The organism is Nonomuraea sp. NPDC050153 (assembly GCF_044460125.1).
Lineage (GTDB): Bacteria > Actinomycetota > Actinomycetes > Streptosporangiales > Streptosporangiaceae > Nonomuraea.
Genome location: NZ_JBITJQ010000062.1, coordinates 1 through 20,266 on the forward strand (window position 1 = coordinate 1; position 20,266 = coordinate 20,266).

Genomic DNA, 20,266 nt, shown 5'->3' on the forward strand with positions numbered 1-20,266 from the left:
CCACTCCCATTCACAGGTCAACAGCCTGAAAATGACCACACCCCGACGGTCTTCTGACTCGAACCCGTCACCAAATCCGTTCGTCAGCAGGCTCTAAGAGCGGCTCGACTGCATAGCCGTCATAGCGTTCGCCCCCTTCTCCAGTTATGGCTCAAGACTGTCCCAGGGGCAAAATCGGGCATCTGGCTCACGAATACCGGACTTGGTCCTGCCATCGTCACAGGCACCCGGGTCTGGCTGGATGAAGAGGATCTGGGCCCATGGAACAGGGCGACATCTCGTCATGTGCGTGCAGGCATAACACCTCGTCCACGCGCCACCGCACTCGCCGACCGCATGGGGGTCCCCCCGGGGTACATCGACTATCTGTTGAGCCTGGATGCCTATAACCCGGCAGAGCACACTGCGTTTCGAGACCTAATCGAGCAACGCGTAGATCTGGAGATCCGATACGAATCTCTCTACGGCGGCGAAGACTACATAGTGACCACTCGCACCTCCTGGTGGCATGCTGTGCGCCCTGACCTGGAATCCACCGTTTCCGAGTCGCCGCAGTCGGCCGAGTCTGCAGAAGGATGACATGTCAAGTTCCAGCGGCAGAACGCCAGCCGGGCTTGCGCGAGCTTGTGGCAGCCCTCGACGTGGACGATGGTCACCGTGGTCAGCACCTGCTCGGCCCGCCATGACTGCGCCAAGGTGCTGACCGTCGTCGGATAGGTGTGAGTGGCGCCAGGCCGGACGTACGGCGGGCTGTTCAGCACTTCGGGCGGCAGATGCCGCGTGGTGCGGTAGCCCCCCGTGCCAGGCAGTTCGGGCAGTTCAGGGATCACGGTCATCAGCTCAGACCTCCTCAGTGACGACGTGGGTGGGGATCTCGTGCAGGACCCGGACGACGATCAGCCGCCGGTCCCCGTACTCGGCGTGGTACTCGCACAGCGCCTTCCGCTCCAGCGGCGTGCTGTCGTGGCGGGTGTACTCGCGGGTCAGGCACATCACCGTGCCGACGTCGCCGCACAGCCAGCCCTTGCACTCCCCCGCCGCAGCCGGGGCCGGGTCGAGCTTGGCGGCGCTGGCCGGGGTGGGGGCACCATCCACGCCGTCGTCGTACACGACGGCCAACCGGAACCGCCACGGACCAGCGGCCGGGGGCCGCTCCTCCAGCTCGAACCCGACGACGGTCCGCACCCGGCCGGCGACCGTGACCCGGTCCCCCACCGCGTGCAGGGCCATGTCGACGCGACTCGTCTTCAGCCACCGTCCGACCGTGATCATGTCGATGGTGGCGGGCGTGACGGTGCCCGGCCGCAGCAGTTCCGCAGTCTTCGGCTCGTCGCCCTCGAACGTGACGCGGATGGTCCAGGCGTCGCGTCTCAGCGTGAACACGAGGTGGGCGCGGACCAGTGCGGGCGAAGTCCCAGCGGGCGAGCAGCGCGTGCGTGGTCAGCAGGTCCGGATTGTAGCTCACGCTGGACTCCGATCCGGGGACGGGCGAACAGACACCTCGAACCCGTCGATGTCCGTGACGAGCCGGTCAGCGCTCTCGGGCATCCTCTGCGGGTTCAGGGGGTCGGTGCTGGAGTGGAACGGCACGAACACCTTGCCGGGCTTGTCCGGTATGGGTTGGACCAGAGCGCGGATCGTCCAGGTGAGACCCAGACTCCACCACCACCACCGCTGCCAGCGAGGAGGAGCAATGATCACCTACCCGCCGTTACCGCCCGCGCCGACCTGGGCCGACCTCGTGCCAGGCGACCGGGCCCGCAAGGTCCGTCAGGTGCGTGTGCGGGCGCGCTCCGACAGGCGCGGCACCCCAAGGTGCGCCGCGCTGAGGCTGTCGTGGGCGGCCCGCGTCAGCCGCCCCCATCATGTCGCTATGGCCGTGCATGCAAGGGATGCGGACAGCAAGATCATTCCGCGTACATTCCGCAGCCAGCGGCGCTCACGGGCCTCAACTGGCACGCAGTGGCACACGCTGAATGTGCGTGAACCGCCGTTACCGCAGGCCAAACGGGAGTCTTGGCTGATGCAGGATGGCCCCGGCAGGAGTCGAATCTGTGAGGGAAGATCCTGCGTCAGGGTCAAGCCCGTGCTATGTTGAATAAACGTTTACTCAACGAGGTGTGGGGCAATGGCCAGGACGCGAAGCGAGCAGGCGGCATGGCGCCGGGAGCAGCTGCTGGACGCGGCCCTGAGGGTGTTCGCGGACAAGGGCGTGGACGGCGCCACGGTCAAGGATGTGGCGCAGGCGGCCGGAGTGACGCCCGGCCTGCTGTACCGCTACTTCGACAGCAAAGAGGCGATGGTGGAGACGCTGCTGTCGGAGCGGGGTTTCCTGCCCCGGCTGCGGGAGTTGCGGGCGGAGCGTCCCGACGCGCGCCCGGCCACCGAGGTGCTGACCGGGTTGCTGGAGGCGTTCGATCGGCTGCTGGCCGAGCACGCCGAGCTGATGGCGGTGTTCTTCAGCGCCGCCCGGGCCCGCGCGCCGCTGGCGTCGCTGGTGAGCGAAGGCCATGAGCTGATCGGCGAGTTCCTGGCCGAGCGGGTCGCCGCCGGCGAGCTTCGCGCGCACGACACCGCCACGGCCGCCAGGACGTTGTTCGCCACGGTGGCCGTCAACCGGCGGATGGGCACCCCCGTCGACATCGCGGCCCTGGTCGGGCTGCTGTTTCCGGAAGAGGGATGAGATGCGCGCACAGTGTTGTGTCGTCGGCGGAGGTCCGGCGGGAATGATGGCCGGGCTGCTGCTGGCCCGCCAGGGCGTGGAGGTGGTCGTGCTGGAGAAGCACGCGGACTTCCTGCGGGACTTCCGCGGCGACACCGTCCATCCCTCCACGCTGGAACTGATCGCCGAGCTGGGGTGGATCGAGGAGTTCCTCAGCCTCCCGCACACCAGGATGCCCGAGATCACGGTCAACATGGGCGGCCGGGACGTCACCTTCGCCGACTTCAGCCGGTTGAAGGTGCGCTGCCCCTACATCGCGTTCATGCCGCAGTGGGACGTGCTGGACTTCCTGGCCGGCAAGGCCGCGGCCTACCCCTCCTTCCGCCTCCTGCGCCGCGCCCGGGCGACCGGGCTCCGCTCCGGGCACGGGCGGGTGACAGGCGTCCTGGCCGACACCGAGGACGGTCCCGTGGAGGTGCGGGCCGATCTGGTGATCGGGGCGGACGGCCGCCACTCCACCGTACGTGCGCGGGCGGACCTGGCGCCCGTGGGCGACTCGCCGCCCATGGACGTGCTGTGGTTCCGCCTGCCCCGCCGGGCACCGGATCGGGTGCCGTTCTTCCAGGGCGGCAAGGGAGCGTTGATCTCCATCGACCGTGGCGACTACTGGCAGATCGCCTACGCGATCCCGGCTGCCGCCTTCGACGAGCTCAAGGCGGCCGGGCTGGCGGCGTTCCGGGAACGGGTGGCGGGCCTGGCGCCCGCTCTGCGCGACCGCGTGCAGGAGATCGACGACTGGGAGGCGGTGCACCAGCTGACCGTGCGGGTGGACCGGCTGCCCCTGTGGCATCGGCCGGGGCTGCTGTGCATCGGTGACGCCGCCCACGCCATGTCGCCCGCGGGCGGCGTGGGCATCAACCTGGCGGTGCAGGACGCGGTGGCCACCGCCAACCTGCTGGGACCCGTTCTCGCCCGAGGCGGCATCCCCGAGGAAGCCGACCTGGCCCGGGTGCAGGCCCGCAGGGAGCGCGCCGCGCGGGTGACCCAGGCGTTCCAGCTCGGGATCCTGCGGGACCTCTATCCCAAGGAACTGCACGACGACACGACACAGCACGTGCCACCGATCTTCAGGGCGTTCCGGGCGCTGCCGCCGCTGCGCCACCTCATGGGTCGCTTCATCGGCCTCGGCGCCCGCCCGGAGCACCTCGCCGCCTGATCGCGCCGGGCCCATCAGCCTCCCGTGCTGCTCTCGGGCGGTGGGCCTGTCGTCCCGCGTACCACCAGGTGGGGGTCGATGAGCAGCTCGCGTGGCGGGTGGGCCGACTTTCCGTCGAGCCGGCCGACGACGGAGTCGACCGCGAGGCGGGCCAGTTCGAGCGGGTCCTGGGCCACGGTCGTGAGGTTGACGTGGGTCATCCGCGCGAGCCTGGAGTCGTCGTAACCGACGACGGACATCTCTCCCGGGACGTCGACGCCGGCTCGCCGCAGGGTGTCCAGCACGCCCACGGCGCAACGATCGTTGCCGGCCAGAACGGCGGTCACGCCACCGCGGTCCCGCAGGAGCGCCCGCGCGGCGAGGACGCCGGACTCCTCGGTGTGGTCGCCGGGGACCACGTCGACCGTGAGCCGATGGCGGCGCATGGCGTTGCGGTAGCCGCGCCGCCGTTCGGTGGCGCCCGGGTGCCGGCCGCCGTCGACCAGCCGGATCCTGCGGTGGCCGAGCCCCAGCAGCAGCTCCACGGCGGCCTCGGCGCCGGCCTCGTCGGCGGCCCGGACCGCGTCCACCCCCGCCCGGTCGCCGCGCCGGCAGACGACGGTGACCGGCAGTCGCTCGCCCATCGTACGCAGCTGCGCGGCGGGGGCCTCCGTGCCGATGAGGAGCAGGGCCTCGCACCGGGAGGCGATCAGCCCGTCGACGGCACGGGACTCCGAACGGGTCGCCACCCTGGCCCCGAGGACGACCTCGTAGCCGGACCGCTCGGCCGCCGGATACAGCGCCTCCAGCAGATCGGCGTGGAAGGGGTCGCCCGGGTCGAAGAGCACCCCGATCAGCCGTGACCGGTGCTTGCGCAACAGCTGGGCCGTCGGGTCCGGCCGGTATCCCATCTCGGCCGCGGCACGCAGGACGGCCTCGCGTGAGGCCGCGCTGGGCCCGGGAACCTCACGGATCACCATCGACGCGAGGGCTTTGGAGACACCCGCGCGCGCGGCGACGTCGGCCAGCGTGACGCGGCCTCGCCCCGGGTTGTGTTCGGCGACCGTCATGGCGTCAGCGTAGCGACGCTCAGACCGGTTCGAAAGCCAAACTTAGACCGATCTAAATCACCCCTTGACGGAGAGGGCAACCCGAACCACACTAGGCCGCACCGAGGGACTTAGACCGATCTAAGTGCCCTCTTGCTGCAAAGGAGCGAGTCATGGTGAGGCTGGGGCTGATCGGTTGCGGGCGGATCGGCCGGGTGCACGCGGACTCGATCGACGTGCACCCGCGGGCGGAGCTCGTCCGGGTCTGCGATCCGGTCGAGTCTGCGGCGCACGAGGTCGGGGCCCGGTACGGGACAGCGTGGGGGACGGACCCCGGCGCGGTGCTCGGGGACCCGTCGATCGACGCCGTCGTCGTCGCCTCGCCGACCCCGACGCATGTCGACCTGCTGACGCGGGCCGTGCGGGCGGGCAAGGCGGTGCTGTGCGAGAAGCCGATCGACCTCGACCTGGCCCGGGTGGAGTCCTGCCGTTCGGAGATCGGCGAGCTGGCGGACCGGGTCATGGTGGGCTTCAACCGGCGCTTCGACCCGTCGTTCCGGGACATCCGCGCCCGGGTCGCGGCGGGCGAGGTCGGCGCGCTGGAGCAGCTCGTGATCATCAGCCGCGACCCGGCGCCGCCGCCGGCCGCGTACGTCGCGACCTCCGGCGGGCTGTTCCGGGACATGACGATCCACGACTTCGACATGGCCCGGTTCTTCCTCGGGGAGGTCGTGGAGGTGACCGCGACCGGGGCCAACCTCGTCTCGGACGAGATCGCCGCGGCCGGTGACATCGACGGCGCGGTCGTCGTCCTGCGGGGCGCGCAGGGGGCCCTCGCGTCGATCACGAACTCGCGCCGCTGCGCGTTCGGCTACGACCAGCGCCTCGAAGCGTTCGGCGAGCTGGGGATGCTGTCGGCGGCCAACCAGCTTCCGACCAGCGTCCGGTTCTCCGGAGCCGACAGGACCGAGGTGGCCGCGCCGTACTTCAACTTCTTCCTCGACAGGTACACCCCGGCCTACCGCGCGGAGATGGACCACTTCGTGACGGCGGTGGAGAGCGGCGCCGTGCCCTCCCCGGGCTTCGACGACGGCCAGGCCGCGCTCGTCCTGGCGGAGGCCGCGAGCGAGAGCCTGCGCACCGGGACGACCGTGAAGGTGGGGACGTGACCGTCCGCCGGGGCCTGCCGTCGACGGCGCCGATCGGCCGGGTGGTCGTCTCCGCGCTCCGCGCCGGCGGCGAGGCCGGGCTCGCTCGGCTCAGCGCGGGGTCGCGGGATCGGCGCCCTGGTCATCCGAGCGGAAACGCAGCACCCAGCGGCGCTGCCACGGGGTCTCGACGGCCCGATGGTGGTGGTGCTCGCGCGTCCAGGTGACGGCGTCGGCCGGGTCGGCGCCGGCCAGGACGGCGAGGCAGGCGATGACCGTGCCGGTACGCCCGACGCCGCCCCCGCACGCGACCTCCACCGCGGCGCCCGCCCGCGCCCGCTCGTGCAGCGCGCAAATCTGCCGCACGGCCAGGTCGTGGTCAGTGGGCAGCAGGAAGTCGGGCCACCGGATCCACTCGTGGGGCCAGCGCAGCTCGCTCTCGTGGCGGCGGCGGAGCCGGCCGGAGCCCAGGTACAGGCCGAAGTCGGGCGTCGGCCCCGCCGGCAGCGGATGGCGCAGCCCGCGCCCCCGGATCCAGGAGCCGTCCGGGAGCCGGAAGGCGCCGACGAGCACCGCGCCGTCCTCAGGGTCTCGCATGAAGGTCTCCTTCTGTCCTCACAGGGAGCCGGTTGCGTGCGCGGTGATTGGCGACGTTGAGCCGGTTGCCGCACAGCTCAGGCATGCAGTAGACGCGGCGCCCCCCGCGACTGGTGTCGACGAACACGCCGCGGCAGCCCGGGGCCACGCAGGCGCGGAACCGCCCGTGGCCGAGGGCGCGGACGGCGCCGAGCAGCCCGACGCCGATGACCGCGGCCAGCTCCTCCGCCAGGGACGCTCCGGGCGCGGTCGGCACGTACCACTGCCATCGCCCGCCGGCGTCGCGGTCCAGCACCGGACTGAGACCAGCCCGCCCGGCCAGTACGGCGGCGCCCGCGACGGCCTGCTCCTCCGTCTCGGTCTCCACCACGCCACGCGCCTCCCGGCGCAGCAGCTGGACCTCGCGCACGTCGTCGCCGGTCGGCAGCCGCCCGTCCGCCCGCCCATCCACCTGTCCATCCGCCAGGGCGTCGAGCCGCAGCCCGCGCTCCGCGAGGAACCGCGACAACGCTTCGGGCGTCGGCAGGGCCTCCCCCGCCATGGTCCGCACGGTGGGCGAGGTGTTGGCCAGGTCTCCGGCCAGCGCCGCGCCCACCGCATAGTCGGTGATGGAGATCCGCATGCCTCACCCGCTTCCCCGTAACCGATAAAACAAGACTATAGCCCTTACAGTCGCTGGATCTCACTCCAGAGCGTCGCGGACGCGCCGGACCTCCCATGGGGCCTCCGCCACGGGCCAGCCCGCGTCCAGCCGCTCGATCAGGTCGCGGTGCTCGCCGATCACCTCGTCGTACAGCAGCCCGTAGACGGCGGCCGCCTGGATCTCCACCTCGGGGCACCCCGTCACGCGCACCAGCACGGGAACCGAGCCGGGAGCCCCGTCCAGCACGCCGACGGCGGCGAGGCGGTCGCCGAGCGGAAGGGCGCGGTCGCACGCGACGTTCCCCAGCGCGGCCACGAGCCGCGGGTCCGCCTCCTCCGCGTCCTCGAACCACGACGACGCGAGCCTCAGGGCGGTGTCGCGGATCCAGTCGTTCGCGGCCCCTTCCAGGACGTCGGCGAGCAGCGGCTCGTCACGCACCCCGGCGGCCCGCAGGGCGCTCAACGCGCTCAGGTGGTTGGCCCCGAGGCCGGTGTCGGGGCTGAGATCGGCCGGTGACGGCGGCTGCCGGAGCGCCTCCCTGACGCGGTCGAGGACGAGCGGCGCCTCGGCGTTCCTGGCCTCCTCGCCGAAGTGCCGCGCGATCCCGTCCGGGTGCCACCAGTGGTCCAGGGCGATCCCCACGGCCACCTGGTCGCCGCCGGCGAGCAGGGTGCGCAGGGCGCGGTGGCACGCCTCGGCCGAGGTGGGGGCCCGCAGCTCCCGGTGGGCGCGGTGCAGGTCGGGGCCGGCGAGCCGGAGCCCCTCCCAAAAGCGGCTGTGCAGCTTGCCGAGCACCGTCTCGGCGACGTCCTCGCCCCACGGATACGCGGGCGGGCGCCCGCCCCAGCTCTCGGCGACCTCCACCAGCAGGTCGCGGTACCTGTCGAGACCTCCCGACCTGACCAGGTAGTAGACCGCGTGCGCCTGGGCCGGCGCGTCGTCGCCGCGCACCAGGCGCAGCAGCACGTCGTCGGCCTCCGGCCCGAGCGCCTCGGACAGGACGCGGATCGCCTGCTCCTTCACCGAGGTGAAGCGGGGCGCGGGGACGAACAGCAGGTCGCTCAGGGCGTCGACCAACCGCCGGTCCTTCACCTCCGCCTCGTCGAGCACGCCGTACGCCATCCAGACCGCATCGTCGCGAACCCGGTCCGTGGCCGCCCGCTCGAGGACGTCCACCACCAGGTCCGCGTCCGATGGCGTGGCGTGGGCCCTTCCGATCACGTTGAGGGCACTGACGTGGTTGGCGGCCTGCCCGTGCCCGGGGCTCAGCTCGGCGGGCGAGGGCGGTCGCCGCAGCTCCTCGCGGGCGCGGGCGAGCACCTCGGGCAGGTGGCGCCCGGCGGACGTCTCGTCGCGGAGCACCCGGCGCAGCCCCTGCCAGTGCTGGTAGTGGTCGAGCGCGATCCCCACGGCCACCGTGTCGTCGCTGCGGAGCAACGTCAGGAACGCCTGGAGGCAGGTCTCGTCGTCGATCGGGAAGCGCAGCTCCCAATGAGCGCCGCGCAACTCCGGGTCGGCCGGCTCGGCGCCGGCCCAGTGCAGGCTGTGGAAGCCCTCGAGGTTCTCGCGCACGGCCCGCGCGTCGCGCCCCATGTTCTCCGGCCAGGACGCCACGAGCCGTTCGACCCGCTCGCGGTGCGCCCTGATCCGGCCCGGCATCGAGAGCCGGATCGCGGCGCTGATCTGCAGAGCCTGCTCGCCCGACTCGCTCGCGCGGACGAGCAGGTCGTCGACCTCGGGGGCGTCGACCTGGTCCAGGGCCGAGAGGGCTTCGCACCGCGTGTCCACGTCGAGGGTTTCGTCGAGGACCATGGCGATGATCATCGCGAGCAGCCTCGGGTTCGGCCCGAGTTCGTCCATCAGGGCAGCGGTGGCCGCGGACAGGCCGTTCGCCAGCACGTCCGCGTCCGTGGCGGCGTCGAGGGCGTCGGCGATCAGGTCCACGTCCTCGCACTCGGCGAGGTTCCCCAGCACGTTGAGGGCGCTGGCGTGGACGTCCGGCGCGGCGGGCCGGCTGAGCAGGTCCCGCGCGACGAAGAGCACCTCGTTGGCGAACGGTTCGAGCGGATTGCTCCCGCCGAACCGGGTGAGCGCCTCCTCATGCCGGTAGTCGTCCAGGGCGGCGCACACGGCGTCGGCGTCCTCGCTGTGCAGCAGGGTGCTGAACGCGCGCAGGTACGCCTCCCGCCCGCTGGGCTTCCTCAGCTCGGTCAGCGCTTCGTCGAGGTCATTCGTGGTCATCCGTGGCAGGCTTCCAGAACGCGCCCGGCGGCGCCTCCCATTTGGCCGTCAGAACCAGTGCCAGATGGTGTTCCTGCGGTCGTTCGAGGTGGCGTTCGCCGTGGACAGGTAGCCCGCGGGCACGGGTCGAGAGGCGGCCGACCACCTCAGGACGTGCCGAACCACCCCGCAATGGACCGGCAGCACCTGGGGCAAGCAGTTCAGCACCAACCGGCTGCGCGGAGAAGAATTTGCTGATCGCGAAATATTGCTGATCCAGCAAATTCCTGTCATGGTGAGGGTGAGCGACGACGCGGGGCTCAGAGAGCAGAAGAAGCGGGCGACCCGGTGGCCTGTCCGCCCCACCACGAGAACAAGTGAGGCTTCACCATGACCATCGACGTCGCCGTCATCGGCGCGGGTCCGACCGGTTTGATGCTGGCCTGCGAGCTCAGCCTGGCCGGCGCCGAGCCCGTCCTGCTCGACCAACTCCCCGAGCCGAGCCAGGCGCCCAAGGCGAACGGCCTGGTCGGGCAGGCCGTCGAGCTCATGGACCGCCGCGGGCTGCTGGAAGGCCTCGGCGGCGCATCGCCGCCGGTTCCGATGCCGGGCTTCTCCTTCGGCGCGATCCAGCTCGATCTGAGCCGGCTCCAGGACAACCCCCTGCACGGCCTGGTCGTTCCTCAGGCGGTGCTCGAACGCGTGCTCATCGAACGGGCACACGAGCTCGGGGTGGACATCCGCCGCGGCCAGAAGGTGACGGGCGTCTCGCAGGACGCCTCCGGCGTGACGATCGACCTGGCCGGCACCCGGCTGCGGGCCCGTTAACGTCACTGACGCAGCCGGCCGGCTGGAACAATGGCTGCCGTTGATCATCCCTTCCGGGAAGGCGGGCAATGCCTCGGTGGCGTCATCTTCGATGGTGGCTGGCCGCGTTCGTGGTCAGCCTGCTCAGCTTCCTGGGCTTATGGCTGCCGGCGCTTTTCGAGAGTGCCGGCGCGGTGGGCTGCGCGGGTTATGGTCCGCTTCCATCGGGTCTGGCGAAACTGTGGGTCAGTGTGCGTGACATCTGGCTCGATTTTCGGCAGCGGTTCGCGTCCTCCGAAGAGAGCTTTCTGGCCTTCAACGTTCTTCCCATGGTGAGCATCCTGGCGTCCGGGGCGGTCGCCGCCTGGTCGAAGCGGTGGCCCGGGACGGTGATGGGGCTGCTGGCGGCACTCGTCGCGGCGGTCGTCGCGCTTCACTGGGCATTCATGACGTTCTCGGATCTCCTCGACTGCGGGGGAGGGGAGGGAAGGCTTCCGTGGCTGGTGTGGTGTTTCCTGCTGATGACCGGTTTCGGAAGTGCGGTGCCGCTGTTGCTCATCGGGGTTCGAGTTCGCCGAGCGGCGGGCCGATAGCCGAACACCATTGCGCCGGCGACGAAACCGGCCAATGTCGGCCGCCTGCCGGCGGGGTTGAGGCCGGTCAGCTCGGCTACCCGGCGCCTCCCGGATCCTGTGGGACTTCCTCTCCGCCCACCGCAGCCCCTCCGCGACCTGACCGCCGGCCCGGGTGGCGCGCGAGTGCACGGCGTCGCCGGGGTGATCAGACGTCGAGGAGCTCGATCGTCACGCTCGCCACGTCACCCGCGCCGAGCCCTTCGGCCTCGCGCACGGCCCGCTTGATCGGCAGCGCGTAGCAACCGCGCCCCTTGTCCGGAAAGATGGAGGTCTTCCAGCTGGTCCCGCCGATCGTGACCCGCACCCGCAGCGAACCGAACCCACGCCGCGGCCCGCCGGTCATGTCCTGAATCTCCTCGGACTCCTCGACAGGCAGGCTGACGAAGGTCCAGCTGTCATCCCGCCGGGCATCCCAGATCCACAGCTCGGCATCGAAGTCGACCATCACCGGCACAGCATGGCACGCGGGTCCGACATACCTGGGGCATATCGCCGCCTCCTATGAATGGTGATCAGGACCGTGGACCGGCGAGCCGCCCAGACGGCGCCGCCCGGCCGGTAGTACCGCGGCGAGACGCGGTTGGCGGTCGAGCCGGCCGCGCGGCTGTCCGCGCTCGGCCCTCCCGCCGCTGGAGTGCCGTCCGTCTGGGTGCGGCCGCGGCACCCGGAGAGGCCGGGCGCGAGGCCCTGCGGGTTCGATAGGCACGCTGGACCTTCAGCTCTCCCGATTTGAGCAACCGCTCAGATGCGTCGCTTGCGGCAGTGCGTTGCGGCGGATCACTTCGGCGTACCAATGACCGCTGTTCTTGATCGTGCGCTGCTGGGTGGTGTAGTCGACGTGGAGGAGGCCGAAGCGACGGGAGTATCCCCAACCCCATTCGAAGTTGTCCATCAGGGACCACGCGAAGTAGCCCTGTAGCGGCGCGCCGGCGCGGATCGCTTCCAGGCAGGCGTGCAGGTGCTGCGCGTAGTAGTCGATACGGTCCTGGTCGCGCACGCCGCCGTCGGCCTCGACTGTGTCGGGGTAGGCCGCGCCGTTCTCGGTGATGTAGAGCGGAATCGGTCCGTAATCCTCGGTGACGCGGCGCAGCAGCGCGGTGAGTCCGGCCGGGTCGACCTCCCAGCCCATCTGGGTGACCGGAAAGCCGCGGCGGACGAAGCTGACGTCCTCGCAGCCCGGCCAGGCCGCGCCGGCGCTGGGCCGGCCGTCGACGGACGCGGCGACCACGAGGGGGTTGTAGTAGTTGAGGCCGAGGAAGTCGATCGGCGCGGCGATGGTCGCCAGGTCGCCGGGGTGGATGAAGGACAGGTCGGTCAGGTGCGCGATGTCGGTGGCGACGTCGGCCGGGTATTCGGCACGCAGCAGCGGATCGAGGAAGATCCGGTTGCCGATGCCGTCGACGCGGCGCAGCGCCTCACTGTCGGCCGGGCTGTCCGAGTACGCGATGAACGACTGCACGTTGAGCGTGGTGCCGATGGCGGCAGCCGGGTCGGCGGCCCGGATCGCCCGGGTGGCCAGGCCGTGACCGAGCAGCAGGTGATGTGATGCGGCCAGCGCGGCGGCGCCGTCGCTGCGGCCGGGCGCGTGCCGGCCGTGGGCATAGCCGAGGAAGGCGGCGCACCACGGTTCGTTGAGCGTGATCCAGTGGCGGACGCGGTCGCCCAACGCTCCGTGGACGAGTGCGGCGTATTCGGCGAAGCGAGCGGCGGTGTCCCGGGCGGGCCACCCTCCGGCGTCTTCGAGTTCCTGCGGCAGGTCCCAGTGGTAGAGCGTGACCCACGGCTCGATCCCCCGGTCCAGCAGCTCGTCGGTGAGCCGCCGGTAGAAGTCGAGCCCGCGCTGGTTGGCCTGGCCCCGGCCGCCGGGCTGCACCCGGGGCCAGGAGACGGAGAACCGGTACGCGCCCAGGCCCAGCCGGGCCATGAGGGCGACGTCGTCGGCGTACCGGTGGTAGTGGTCGCAAGCGACGTCGCCGGTGTCGCCGTCGAGCACGCGTCCCGGGGTGTGGCTGAAGGTGTCCCAGATCGAGGCGGTGCGGCCGTCCTCGGCGACGGCGCCTTCGACCTGGTACGCCGCGGTCGCGGCACCCCACAGGAAGCCTTGGGGGAAGGTTACTTCGGACACGGAGGACCTCTCGGGTGAGGACGGCGCCGGCCAGGTGACCGGCGCCGTCGCGCCGGTCAGGACAGCGTCAGTTCCAGGTAGGGGCGGTTGTCGATCGCTTCCTTGCTGGAGAAGGAGGTGAACGGCCCGTACGCCGTGGCGGTGGACGTGATCGCGAGGCTGACGTCCTGCCCGGCCGCGAGCTGGGCCTGGACGAACGCGGTCACGTCGACGGTGTGCCAGGACGTGGTGGTGCCGAGCGTGAACGTGCCGAGGCCGGCGCCCAGCGGCGGCCGGGTGTTCCAGGTCAGCGTGGCCTCGCTCCAGGTCGCGTCGGTGACCGCGTGGACGGCGTCGGTCGCGCCCGCAGCGTCGCTGGTCGAGCCGTAGACGTGCAGGGTGGCCGAGTCGACCGTGCCGTGCACCGCGGTCAGCGGGAAGGTCAGGTACGCGACCCGGTCGAATCCGCTGCCGAGGCTGGGGTTGTTGCGTACTTCGAGGACGGAGCTCGTGCCGTAGGTGGTGGCGGCGTAGGTGCCGTCGCGGACGAACCCGTCGGCTACCGGTTCGATGTGCGACGGGTCGACCACCGACACCGGCACACGGACGACCTTCAGTATGGGTGGGCTGATGACCAGCGCGCCGACTTTCGCGCTGCCGCCACCGGCTGCGGTGACCAGGCCGGAGCCGTCCACCGTGGCCACGGCCGGATGGCTGCTGGTCCAGGTGATGATCGCCGTGGACAGATCGGCCGGGCGGCCGTCGGTCCGCTTGCCGGTCAGGCTCAGCCGCAGGGTGTCGCCGATCGACATGGGCGGCGGGCCGGCCGGGGATGCGGTCACGGTGCCGAGAACGACCGGCCGGGGAGCCGCGTCCGCCTGGGCGTCGGACCTCCTGGCGTAGATCCGGATCTCGGTGACGCTGTTGTAGCTGCTGACGGAGTTTCCGTGGCCGACCAGCCGAACGTGGCGGGCCGGCCGCGCCGTGAAGGAGAAGACTTCGGCGTCGTCGGACGTGCCGGCGGAGACGGCTCCCGTGAGCGCCGCGTTCCAGGTGGTGCCGTTGGCGGAGGTGAGGACGTCGAAGGTGGACGTTCGCGCGTGCCCGTTGAAGAATGCGAGGGCAACGGCGCCGACGGTGCGCTTGGCGCCGAGGTCGAGAGTGAGCGTCTGCCCGTCGCCCGCCGCGGCCCAGCGGCTGCCCATGTTGCCGTCGACGGCGTCGGCCGCGGGGCTGCCGTCGTTCGCGCTGGCGGTGACAGACGCGACGGGCAGTGCGGTGGCGGTCTTTCCCGCCTGCCGGAAGTGCACCTGGTAGGTGGGGCCGTAGACCTTTCGGTGGCCGGCGTCGAGCTGGAAGGTCGTCATGGTGGCCGTGCCCGGGATCGCGGTCGCCTGGGTGACGGCCGCGTAGGTGCCGCTCGGCGTCAGGGGGACGACCGTGGGCGCGGTGGCGGTGTTCGCGGGCAGGGTGATGTCGTAGCGGTAGCGCTGCGGATCGAATCCGGCCAGGCGGTCGGCGCTGATCATGATGTCGGTCAGGGCCATCGGGCCGGTCGCGCCCGGCGTCCAGGAGGTCAGCGGGGTTACCGCCAGGGTGCCGGTGGGCGGCTTCTGCCCCGCGGCGAGGGGAACCATCCGCATCGCCACCGTGGTGGTCCCGGCCGCGGTCAGATGGATGGCGAGGGTTCGTGAGCCCGGCTGGCGGCTCTGGCCAGTGGGGTCGGGGCTGTCCGGCAGGGGCCGGGAGTCCCCGATGAGCAGTCGCCCATCGGTGGTGAGCAGCTGGACCCAGAGCCGCTGTCCGCCGCGGTAGAGGGTGGCCGACCGTCCGTCGGAGGCCACCACGACGTCGGCGCGGGTGTGCAGGAACGACCAGTAGTCGATCGGTTCGCTCGTCCGCACCTCGTCCTGGAGCAGCACCTGCCGCCGGTCGTCGAACAGCTGCAGGCCGCGCTGGGCGCGTTGCACCCGGCCGCCGTAGAGGCCGGTGAGGTCGGTGATCTCGTACCACTTCTGGGGCGTCGAGCTGACGGTGGTGATCGGAGCGCCGGCGGTCAGCGCGGTGGAGGGGGTGGGCCCGGTGCCGAGCCGCATCGTGTTCTGGCCCTCGGGACGGGTCGTGTAGTAGTCCCATCGGCCGCTGGTGTCCTTGGTCCAGTCGAAGTATCCCGGCAGGCTGTAGCTGTCGAGGCCGAGGTCGTCGAACCAGCGCACGCCCGCGGCGTCGAGGACGAAGTCTCCGGCGTCGAGGTTCTCGTGGGCGGCGATCTGGTCGTACCCGGCGCGCATGCCCTTGGTGGCGACGGAGACCGCGTAGGGGTCGTCCCAGGCGCTGCGGGCGGTGGCGATCTCGGCGCCGTCGAAGAAGGCGTCGGTCGCCGCCGGATGGCCGGCGCCGCCGGCGTCGGCCGGGTCGTACCAGAGGATGTCCAGCGGGCTGGCCGAGCGGTCGGCGAGCCGCGCCTCCCAGGCCGTGTAGTACGGCTTGCCGTAGCGGGTGGCGAGCCACATCATGAACGGCGCCTGCCAGGTCGGGGTGACCGCGCCGAGCAGGTCGGTTCCGCCGTCGCCGTAGTTGAAGGTCAGGCCGGTCGCGCCGGTCACGTGGATGCCGTAGTCGCCGGTGGTGGCGAGGCCGGGCAGGTCGGACAGGCCGAAGTCGGTGCCGGTCGCGGTCTTCATGGCGGCGAGGTAGGCGACGAGGTACTCGGTGGCGTACTGCCAGTACTGCGGGCTCTCGCCGCTGGCGCCGTCCGGGCCGTAGCCGCTGATCCCGTTCTGGATCGAGGTGATGCCGGCCTTGAGCACCTGGTCGACGACGCTGCGCTCGTCGGCGGTCAGGGCTGGGTCGTCGCCGATGGCCAGCGCCCCGAGCGCGACCGCGTTGCAGACGAGGTTCCAGTTGTGGTTCTGGGTGTAGAAGCTGCTGGCGTACCCGTAGCGGACGAGGGCCGGCCGCAGGGCCTTGGAGACGATGGCGGAGCGGATCGTGGCCTTGTCGCTCGCCGACAGATAGTCGTAGAGCCAGTCGTAGCCGATCGCGACGCTGTTGGACAGCTCTCCGACCTCCAGGAACTGGCTCTGGTCCCAGGCCGGGACGGAGGAGAGGGCGACGAGTTCGCGCGCCGCGCGTTCGGCGTACCGGGTCTCGCCGGTGATCCGGTAGACGAGGGCGAGGGCGTAGACGCGGCGTTTCGCCTCGTCGATGACGGAGGTCGACAGGGCGGTCGGCGGCGAGGTGGCGAGGACGCCGTCCGCGCCGGCCTTGACCTGGGCATACCAGGCCTTGAGCCGGGTGTCGGTGCCGATGCGCCGGGCGGCGGCGGAGAACGTCTGCGCGGTCGCCAGGAGCCGGGGGTGCTGCGGGGTCAGCAGCGCGACGACGCTGGCCGGAGGCTGAACGGGGTCGGCGTGCGCGGGCGTGTCCACCGCCGCCAGCATGATCAACGTGGCGAAGGTGAGGACGAGGGCGGCGGCGCTCGCACGGAGCCGGGCGGCGGTTGTGCTCGAGGACGGCATGGCACAGCCTTTTCTCTTCGATGGAGTTGCCCCCATGCGACTTGTCGGGGCGCGCCGGCCACGCGGGTGCCCAGGTGGCCGGCGATGCGGTGGGTCAGTGGTTGGCCGCGTACTGCTCGGCGAGCTCCTTGGCGATCGCGTCGCCACCCTGGGACTTCCACTGCGAGACGGCCCCGCTCCAGTCCGACACCGGGCGCTTGCCCGAGATGATCGCGTTGGTCACGTCGATGATCTGCTGGTTGAGCTTGGTGCCCTTCGCGGCTTGGGTCGGCGAGACCAGGCCGTAAGACGGGTCGGCGATGCCGATGGGGACGATCTCCTGCTGGGCCTGGTGGCTGCGGCGGGTGGCGTCGGGGTTGCCAGGCAGGTAGAGCACGTACGGAGCGGCCGCGATGTACTGCAGGGGCAGGTTCGTCTTGTTCTCGCCGCCGGTGGTGGCCAGCGCGGTGGGCAACGGGTCGCCCTCGGTGCCGGTGGTGAAATGCACCCCGGCGACACCGTAGTTGATCAGCTCGTACTCCTTGCTGCCGAAAGGCGCGGCCAGGAAGTTCAGCACTCGCAGCAGCATCTTGACGCGCTCCGGCGACGCCTTCTTCAGGGCGGTGAAGCCGCCGCGGCCGCTGTTGGAGAACACCCCGCTGCCCAGCCACGGAGTCGGGTTGTCGCCGTACGGGCGGACGAAGTCGACGGTAAAGGCGTCGCCGACCCCGGAGATCATTCCCGGGTAGCCGCCGATGCCGCCGCCCATGGTCAGCGTCGTGCCGTTCATGAAGAACGTGTTCGCCTGGGTCGCCTGGGTGCTCAGCAGGTCCGGGTAGAAGTAGCCCTTGGCGTACCAGTCGCGCAGCCGCTGCAGCACCTCCGGGTAGACCGGGTTCTGGTAGCGGCTGGTGAACGCGCCGCCGTCGGCGAGCACCCAGTTGCTGGGGACACCGGCCGCGCCGAGGTGAATGTTCTCGCTGAAGTTGTTGCCGCCCAACGGGAACTGCTTGCTGGTGGCGAGCCTGGCCAGGCCCTCGGCGAACTGGGCCGTGGACACGCCGAGCCCCATCTTGATGCCGGCCGCCTCGAGCTTCTCCCTGTTGCCGAACATCACGCCGGCGAGCTGGGGCCGGGGCACCGGGATGCCGTACAGGCGGCCGCCGATTCGACCGACGTTCTGCCATGCGATCGTCGGCAGGTTGGCCAGGTTCGGGTACTCCTTGATCGCGTCACCGGAGATGTACTCGGTCAGATCGGCACACTTGGCCTGGGTGAACTGCAGTGCGTTGGACATCGCCAGGTCGATGGTGGCGATGATGTCAGGCAGGTCGCCGCCGGCCATCATGGTGGCGTACTTGGCGTTGAGATCGGCCGCCGGGACGAGGGTGAGGCGCAGGTCCACCCCGAGTGCCTCGTTGATCGCGGTCCACAGCTTGTTGCTCGCGGCCGGGGACGGCGCCGTGCCGTAGGTGATGACCATGCAGGTGACGACCGAGCCGTCGCCCGGCTTGCCGTCGACGGTCTGGGCCGGCTTCTGTGGATAGGTCAGGAAGGCGTCCTGGACGCCTTGGGCGGTGCCAGGCAGGTCCGGCTTCACCAGGTTGATCGGGATGTGGGCGGGGAGCGGGGCGAGACTCTTGCCTGCGTTTCCCACCGATACGCCCGGGCCGTCGCCGCAGGCGGCGAGGCTGGGTACGGCGGAGGCGAGCGCGACGCCGCCGGTCAGTCTGAGCAGCGATCTCCGGGAGATGTCCATGGCAAGCGCTTTCCCTTCCGGGGGGGGTTGTGCGGTCCGCGTTGGGCGCGGAAGGTGTGCATGGGGTGGGCCGTCCGGCCAGGTCAGCCCTTGATCGCGCCGGTGAGCACGCCTTTGGTGAAGAAGCGCTGCACGAGCGGATAGACCGCGAGAATCGGCAGCACCGCGACCACGACGGTGGCCATGGTCGTGGTCTGTGGGGCGACGCTGGCCCCGGCCCCGGCCGCGATCGACGTGTCGGGGTTGGCCCCGAGCATGACGATCTGCCGCAGCATCGGCTGCAGCGGCCAGGTGGACTGGTCGTCGAGGTAGAGCATGGCGTTGAAGAAGCTGTTCCAGTAGCCGACCGCGTAGTAGAAGCCGACCACCGCGATGATCGCTTTGGACAGCGGAAGTACGACGTGCCACAGCACGCGGCCGTCGCCGGCTCCGTCGATGCGGGCGCTCTCCGACAGCTGGGCCGGTAGGCCCTGGAAGTAGCCCCGCATGATGACCAGGTTGAAGGAGCTGATCAGCACCGGGGCGATCAGCGCCGCGTAGTGGTTGCGCAGGTCCAGGTTGCTGACGACCAGGAAGCTGGGGATGATCGCCGGCGGGAACAGGAAGGTGAGCAGGACGCCCAGCATGATCGGCTTACCGCCGAAGACGCTCGGCCGGGCCAGCGCGTACGCCATCAGCACGGTGGCGGTGAGGCTCACCGTGGTGCCCACGAGCGTGACCACGGCGGAGACGAGCACCGCGTGCGAGATCACCCCGGAACCGAACAGCCGCCGGTACGCGTCCAGCGTCACCTGCTCGGGCCAGATCGACCAGCCGCCGTTGCGGATCACCTGCATGTCGGGCGACAAGCTGGTGGCGACGACCACCCAGAACGGGATGATCACCAGCGCCACCGTGGTCATCACCGCGACGGCCTTCGCCGCCTTGGTGCTCAGCCGGGGCGGCTCCATCCAGACCGGACGTGTCATCGGTAGACTCCTTCCTCGCCAAGCCGGTGCGCGACCTTGTTGGCCACGACGATCAGGACCAGGCCGACGAGGCCCTTGAAGATGCCGGCCAGGGCGGCTGGTCCCCAGCTGCCGTCGACCACCCCGTGGTAATAGGTGTAGGTGTCCAGGACCTCCGCGACCCCGGGCGAGAACCCGTCGCGCTGCAGCAGGACCTGGTCGAAGCCGACGCTCAGGATGTCGCCCAGCCGCAGGATCAGCAGCAGGACGAGGACGGGTCGTAAGGACGGCAGGGTCACGTGCCACAGCCGCCGGCCCCACCCCGCGCCGTCGATCGCGGAGGCCTCGTAGAGCTGATCGTCCACGTTGTGCAGGGCGGCCAGCACAATGATCGTGCCCCAGCCGCAGTCCTTCCAGATCAGCTCGGCGATCATCAGTGGCTTGAACAACGACGGCTCGCTGAAGACGTTCACCAGGTGGTAGCCGTTGTCGGCGAACAGCCCGTTGAGGACGCCCGCCGCACCGAGCAGTTGCTGGAACAGCGCGACGACGATCACCCATGAGATGAAATGGGGCAGGTAGACGATGCTTTGGACCGCCTTGCGCACCCACCCTCGGGTCAGGCTGTGCAGCAGCAGCGCCAGGGCCACCGGCACCGGGAAATAGAAGATCAGCTGCAGCGTGGCGAGGCTGATCGTGTTGAACGCCGCCTGCCAGAAGTCGGGGTCGGCGAACAGCGTCCGGAAGTTGTCCAGGCCGGCCCAGGGGCTGTTCGCGATGCCCGCGAACGGCTGGTAGTCGAGGAAGACGATGACGTTGCCCAGCAGCGCGACGTAGTGGAACACCAGGAAGTACAGCACTCCCGGTGCCATCATGAGCAGCAAGAGGCGGCTGCGGCGCAGCCGCTGCCGCCGGCCGCCGCCGCGCCGGCGCGCGGACTCGGCCGCGCCGGTGGGCGGATCGTCCGTCCGCCGGTCAGCGAGGGTGACGGCCACGATGC

The 20,266-nt window shown here is 70.8% G+C and carries 18 protein-coding genes; 5 read left to right on the forward strand and 13 right to left on the reverse strand.

Annotation, left to right across the window (positions count from 1 at the left end):
* Positions 1-476 precede the first annotated feature (476 nt).
* Together ACIBQ1_RS60150 and ACIBQ1_RS60155 are read right to left on the reverse strand one after the other, a co-directional pair.
* Positions 477-836 carry a hypothetical protein gene (locus ACIBQ1_RS60150; RefSeq protein WP_397292415.1) on the reverse strand — a complete coding sequence of 120 codons (360 nt, stop codon included), beginning with the start codon at positions 834-836 and terminating at the stop codon, positions 477-479.
* Positions 837-840: 4 nt separating this feature from the next.
* Positions 841-1,383, reverse strand: a complete 543-nt coding sequence (locus tag ACIBQ1_RS60155; protein ID WP_397292417.1) for a hypothetical protein — start codon at positions 1,381-1,383, stop codon at positions 841-843.
* 745 nt (positions 1,384-2,128) lie between these two features.
* Between ACIBQ1_RS60155 and ACIBQ1_RS60160 the strand changes: the two genes are divergently transcribed.
* Together ACIBQ1_RS60160 and ACIBQ1_RS60165 are read left to right on the forward strand one after the other, a co-directional pair.
* Positions 2,129-2,683 carry a TetR/AcrR family transcriptional regulator gene (locus ACIBQ1_RS60160; RefSeq protein WP_397292418.1) on the forward strand — a complete coding sequence of 185 codons (555 nt, stop codon included), beginning with the start codon at positions 2,129-2,131 and terminating at the stop codon, positions 2,681-2,683.
* 1 nt (position 2,684) lies between these two features.
* Positions 2,685-3,878, forward strand: coding sequence for an FAD-dependent oxidoreductase (locus ACIBQ1_RS60165; protein ID WP_397292419.1), 1,194 nt, complete (start codon positions 2,685-2,687; stop codon positions 3,876-3,878).
* Between the two features lie 14 nt (positions 3,879-3,892).
* On the opposite strand, the gene ACIBQ1_RS60170 is transcribed toward ACIBQ1_RS60165, so the two are convergent.
* A complete protein-coding gene (locus ACIBQ1_RS60170; RefSeq protein ID WP_397292420.1) occupies positions 3,893-4,927 on the reverse strand; it encodes a LacI family DNA-binding transcriptional regulator in 1,035 nt (344 codons plus the stop codon).
* Positions 4,928-5,079: 152 nt separating this feature from the next.
* Here ACIBQ1_RS60170 and iolG point away from each other — a divergent pair, with 152 nt between their 5' ends.
* Complete coding sequence (gene iolG / locus ACIBQ1_RS60175; RefSeq protein ID WP_397292422.1) at positions 5,080-6,075, forward strand: inositol 2-dehydrogenase; 996 nt, start codon at positions 5,080-5,082, stop codon at positions 6,073-6,075.
* A 90-nt stretch (positions 6,076-6,165) separates the two neighbouring features.
* On the opposite strand, the gene ACIBQ1_RS60180 is transcribed toward iolG, so the two are convergent.
* The 4 genes from ACIBQ1_RS60180 to ACIBQ1_RS60195 are packed head-to-tail and all read right to left on the reverse strand — an operon-like array spanning position 6,166 to position 9,797.
* On the reverse strand, positions 6,166-6,651 hold the full coding sequence (locus ACIBQ1_RS60180) for a protein-tyrosine phosphatase family protein (RefSeq protein ID WP_397292423.1): 486 nt from the start codon (positions 6,649-6,651) through the stop codon (positions 6,166-6,168).
* Positions 6,638-7,273, reverse strand: coding sequence for a CGNR zinc finger domain-containing protein (locus ACIBQ1_RS60185; protein ID WP_397292425.1), 636 nt, complete (start codon positions 7,271-7,273; stop codon positions 6,638-6,640). The genes ACIBQ1_RS60180 and ACIBQ1_RS60185 overlap by 14 nt, the downstream gene beginning before the upstream one ends.
* Positions 7,274-7,333: 60 nt before the next feature.
* On the reverse strand, positions 7,334-9,535 hold the full coding sequence (locus ACIBQ1_RS60190) for a hypothetical protein (protein WP_397292426.1): 2,202 nt from the start codon (positions 9,533-9,535) through the stop codon (positions 7,334-7,336).
* A complete protein-coding gene (locus tag ACIBQ1_RS60195) occupies positions 9,522-9,797 on the reverse strand; it encodes a hypothetical protein (protein WP_397292427.1) in 276 nt (91 codons plus the stop codon). Before ACIBQ1_RS60195 ends, ACIBQ1_RS60190 begins: the two co-directional genes overlap by 14 nt.
* A 107-nt stretch (positions 9,798-9,904) precedes the next feature.
* On the opposite strand from ACIBQ1_RS60195, the gene ACIBQ1_RS60200 reads away from it, so the two are divergent.
* Both ACIBQ1_RS60200 and ACIBQ1_RS60205 read left to right on the forward strand, forming a co-directional pair.
* The gene (locus ACIBQ1_RS60200; protein WP_397292429.1) at positions 9,905-10,342 is read left to right on the forward strand and encodes an FAD-dependent monooxygenase; all 438 of its coding nucleotides are present in this window, start codon (positions 9,905-9,907) and stop codon (positions 10,340-10,342) included.
* Positions 10,343-10,452: 110 nt separating this feature from the next.
* Positions 10,453-10,914, forward strand: a complete 462-nt coding sequence (locus ACIBQ1_RS60205; protein WP_397292431.1) for a hypothetical protein — start codon at positions 10,453-10,455, stop codon at positions 10,912-10,914.
* Positions 10,915-11,101: 187 nt separating this feature from the next.
* Here the strand turns inward: ACIBQ1_RS60205 and ACIBQ1_RS60210 are convergent, their stop codons facing one another.
* The 6 genes from ACIBQ1_RS60210 to ACIBQ1_RS60235 form a co-directional block, all read right to left on the reverse strand.
* Positions 11,102-11,401 (reverse strand): DUF1905 domain-containing protein, encoded by a 300-nt coding sequence (locus tag ACIBQ1_RS60210; RefSeq protein ID WP_397292458.1) that lies wholly within the window; start codon positions 11,399-11,401, stop codon positions 11,102-11,104.
* 270 nt (positions 11,402-11,671) lie between these two features.
* Positions 11,672-13,081 (reverse strand): GH1 family beta-glucosidase, encoded by a 1,410-nt coding sequence (locus ACIBQ1_RS60215; RefSeq protein WP_397292432.1) that lies wholly within the window; start codon positions 13,079-13,081, stop codon positions 11,672-11,674.
* Between the two features lie 56 nt (positions 13,082-13,137).
* Positions 13,138-16,581, reverse strand: coding sequence for a DNRLRE domain-containing protein (locus ACIBQ1_RS60220; protein WP_397292433.1), 3,444 nt, complete (start codon positions 16,579-16,581; stop codon positions 13,138-13,140).
* Positions 16,582-16,675: 94 nt separating this feature from the next.
* Positions 16,676-18,319, reverse strand: a complete 1,644-nt coding sequence (locus ACIBQ1_RS60225) for an extracellular solute-binding protein (RefSeq protein ID WP_397292435.1) — start codon at positions 18,317-18,319, stop codon at positions 16,676-16,678.
* 83 nt (positions 18,320-18,402) lie between these two features.
* Positions 18,403-19,287, reverse strand: coding sequence for a carbohydrate ABC transporter permease (locus ACIBQ1_RS60230; protein ID WP_397292437.1), 885 nt, complete (start codon positions 19,285-19,287; stop codon positions 18,403-18,405).
* Positions 19,284-20,261, reverse strand: a complete 978-nt coding sequence (locus ACIBQ1_RS60235) for an ABC transporter permease (protein WP_397292438.1) — start codon at positions 20,259-20,261, stop codon at positions 19,284-19,286. Before ACIBQ1_RS60235 ends, ACIBQ1_RS60230 begins: the two co-directional genes overlap by 4 nt.
* Positions 20,262-20,266 lie beyond the last annotated feature (5 nt).

Excerpts from the sequence above, each read along its gene's own strand:
- ACIBQ1_RS60150 (WP_397292415.1), bottom strand. The coding sequence starts at position 836 with ATGACCGTGATCCCTGAACTGCCCGAACTGCCTGGCACGGGGGGCTAC.
- ACIBQ1_RS60160 (WP_397292418.1), top strand. The coding sequence starts at position 2,129 with ATGGCCAGGACGCGAAGCGAGCAGGCGGCATGGCGCCGGGAGCAGCTG.
- ACIBQ1_RS60165 (WP_397292419.1), top strand. The coding sequence starts at position 2,685 with ATGCGCGCACAGTGTTGTGTCGTCGGCGGAGGTCCGGCGGGAATGATG.
- ACIBQ1_RS60170 (WP_397292420.1), bottom strand. The coding sequence starts at position 4,927 with ATGACGGTCGCCGAACACAACCCGGGGCGAGGCCGCGTCACGCTGGCC.
- iolG (WP_397292422.1), top strand. The coding sequence starts at position 5,080 with ATGGTGAGGCTGGGGCTGATCGGTTGCGGGCGGATCGGCCGGGTGCAC.
- ACIBQ1_RS60180 (WP_397292423.1), bottom strand. The coding sequence starts at position 6,651 with ATGCGAGACCCTGAGGACGGCGCGGTGCTCGTCGGCGCCTTCCGGCTC.
- ACIBQ1_RS60185 (WP_397292425.1), bottom strand. The coding sequence starts at position 7,273 with ATGCGGATCTCCATCACCGACTATGCGGTGGGCGCGGCGCTGGCCGGA.
- ACIBQ1_RS60190 (WP_397292426.1), bottom strand. The coding sequence starts at position 9,535 with ATGACCACGAATGACCTCGACGAAGCGCTGACCGAGCTGAGGAAGCCC.
- ACIBQ1_RS60200 (WP_397292429.1), top strand. The coding sequence starts at position 9,905 with ATGACCATCGACGTCGCCGTCATCGGCGCGGGTCCGACCGGTTTGATG.
- ACIBQ1_RS60210 (WP_397292458.1), bottom strand. The coding sequence starts at position 11,401 with ATGGTCGACTTCGATGCCGAGCTGTGGATCTGGGATGCCCGGCGGGAT.
- ACIBQ1_RS60220 (WP_397292433.1), bottom strand. The coding sequence starts at position 16,581 with ATGCCGTCCTCGAGCACAACCGCCGCCCGGCTCCGTGCGAGCGCCGCC.
- ACIBQ1_RS60225 (WP_397292435.1), bottom strand. The coding sequence starts at position 18,319 with ATGGACATCTCCCGGAGATCGCTGCTCAGACTGACCGGCGGCGTCGCG.
- ACIBQ1_RS60230 (WP_397292437.1), bottom strand. The coding sequence starts at position 19,287 with ATGACACGTCCGGTCTGGATGGAGCCGCCCCGGCTGAGCACCAAGGCG.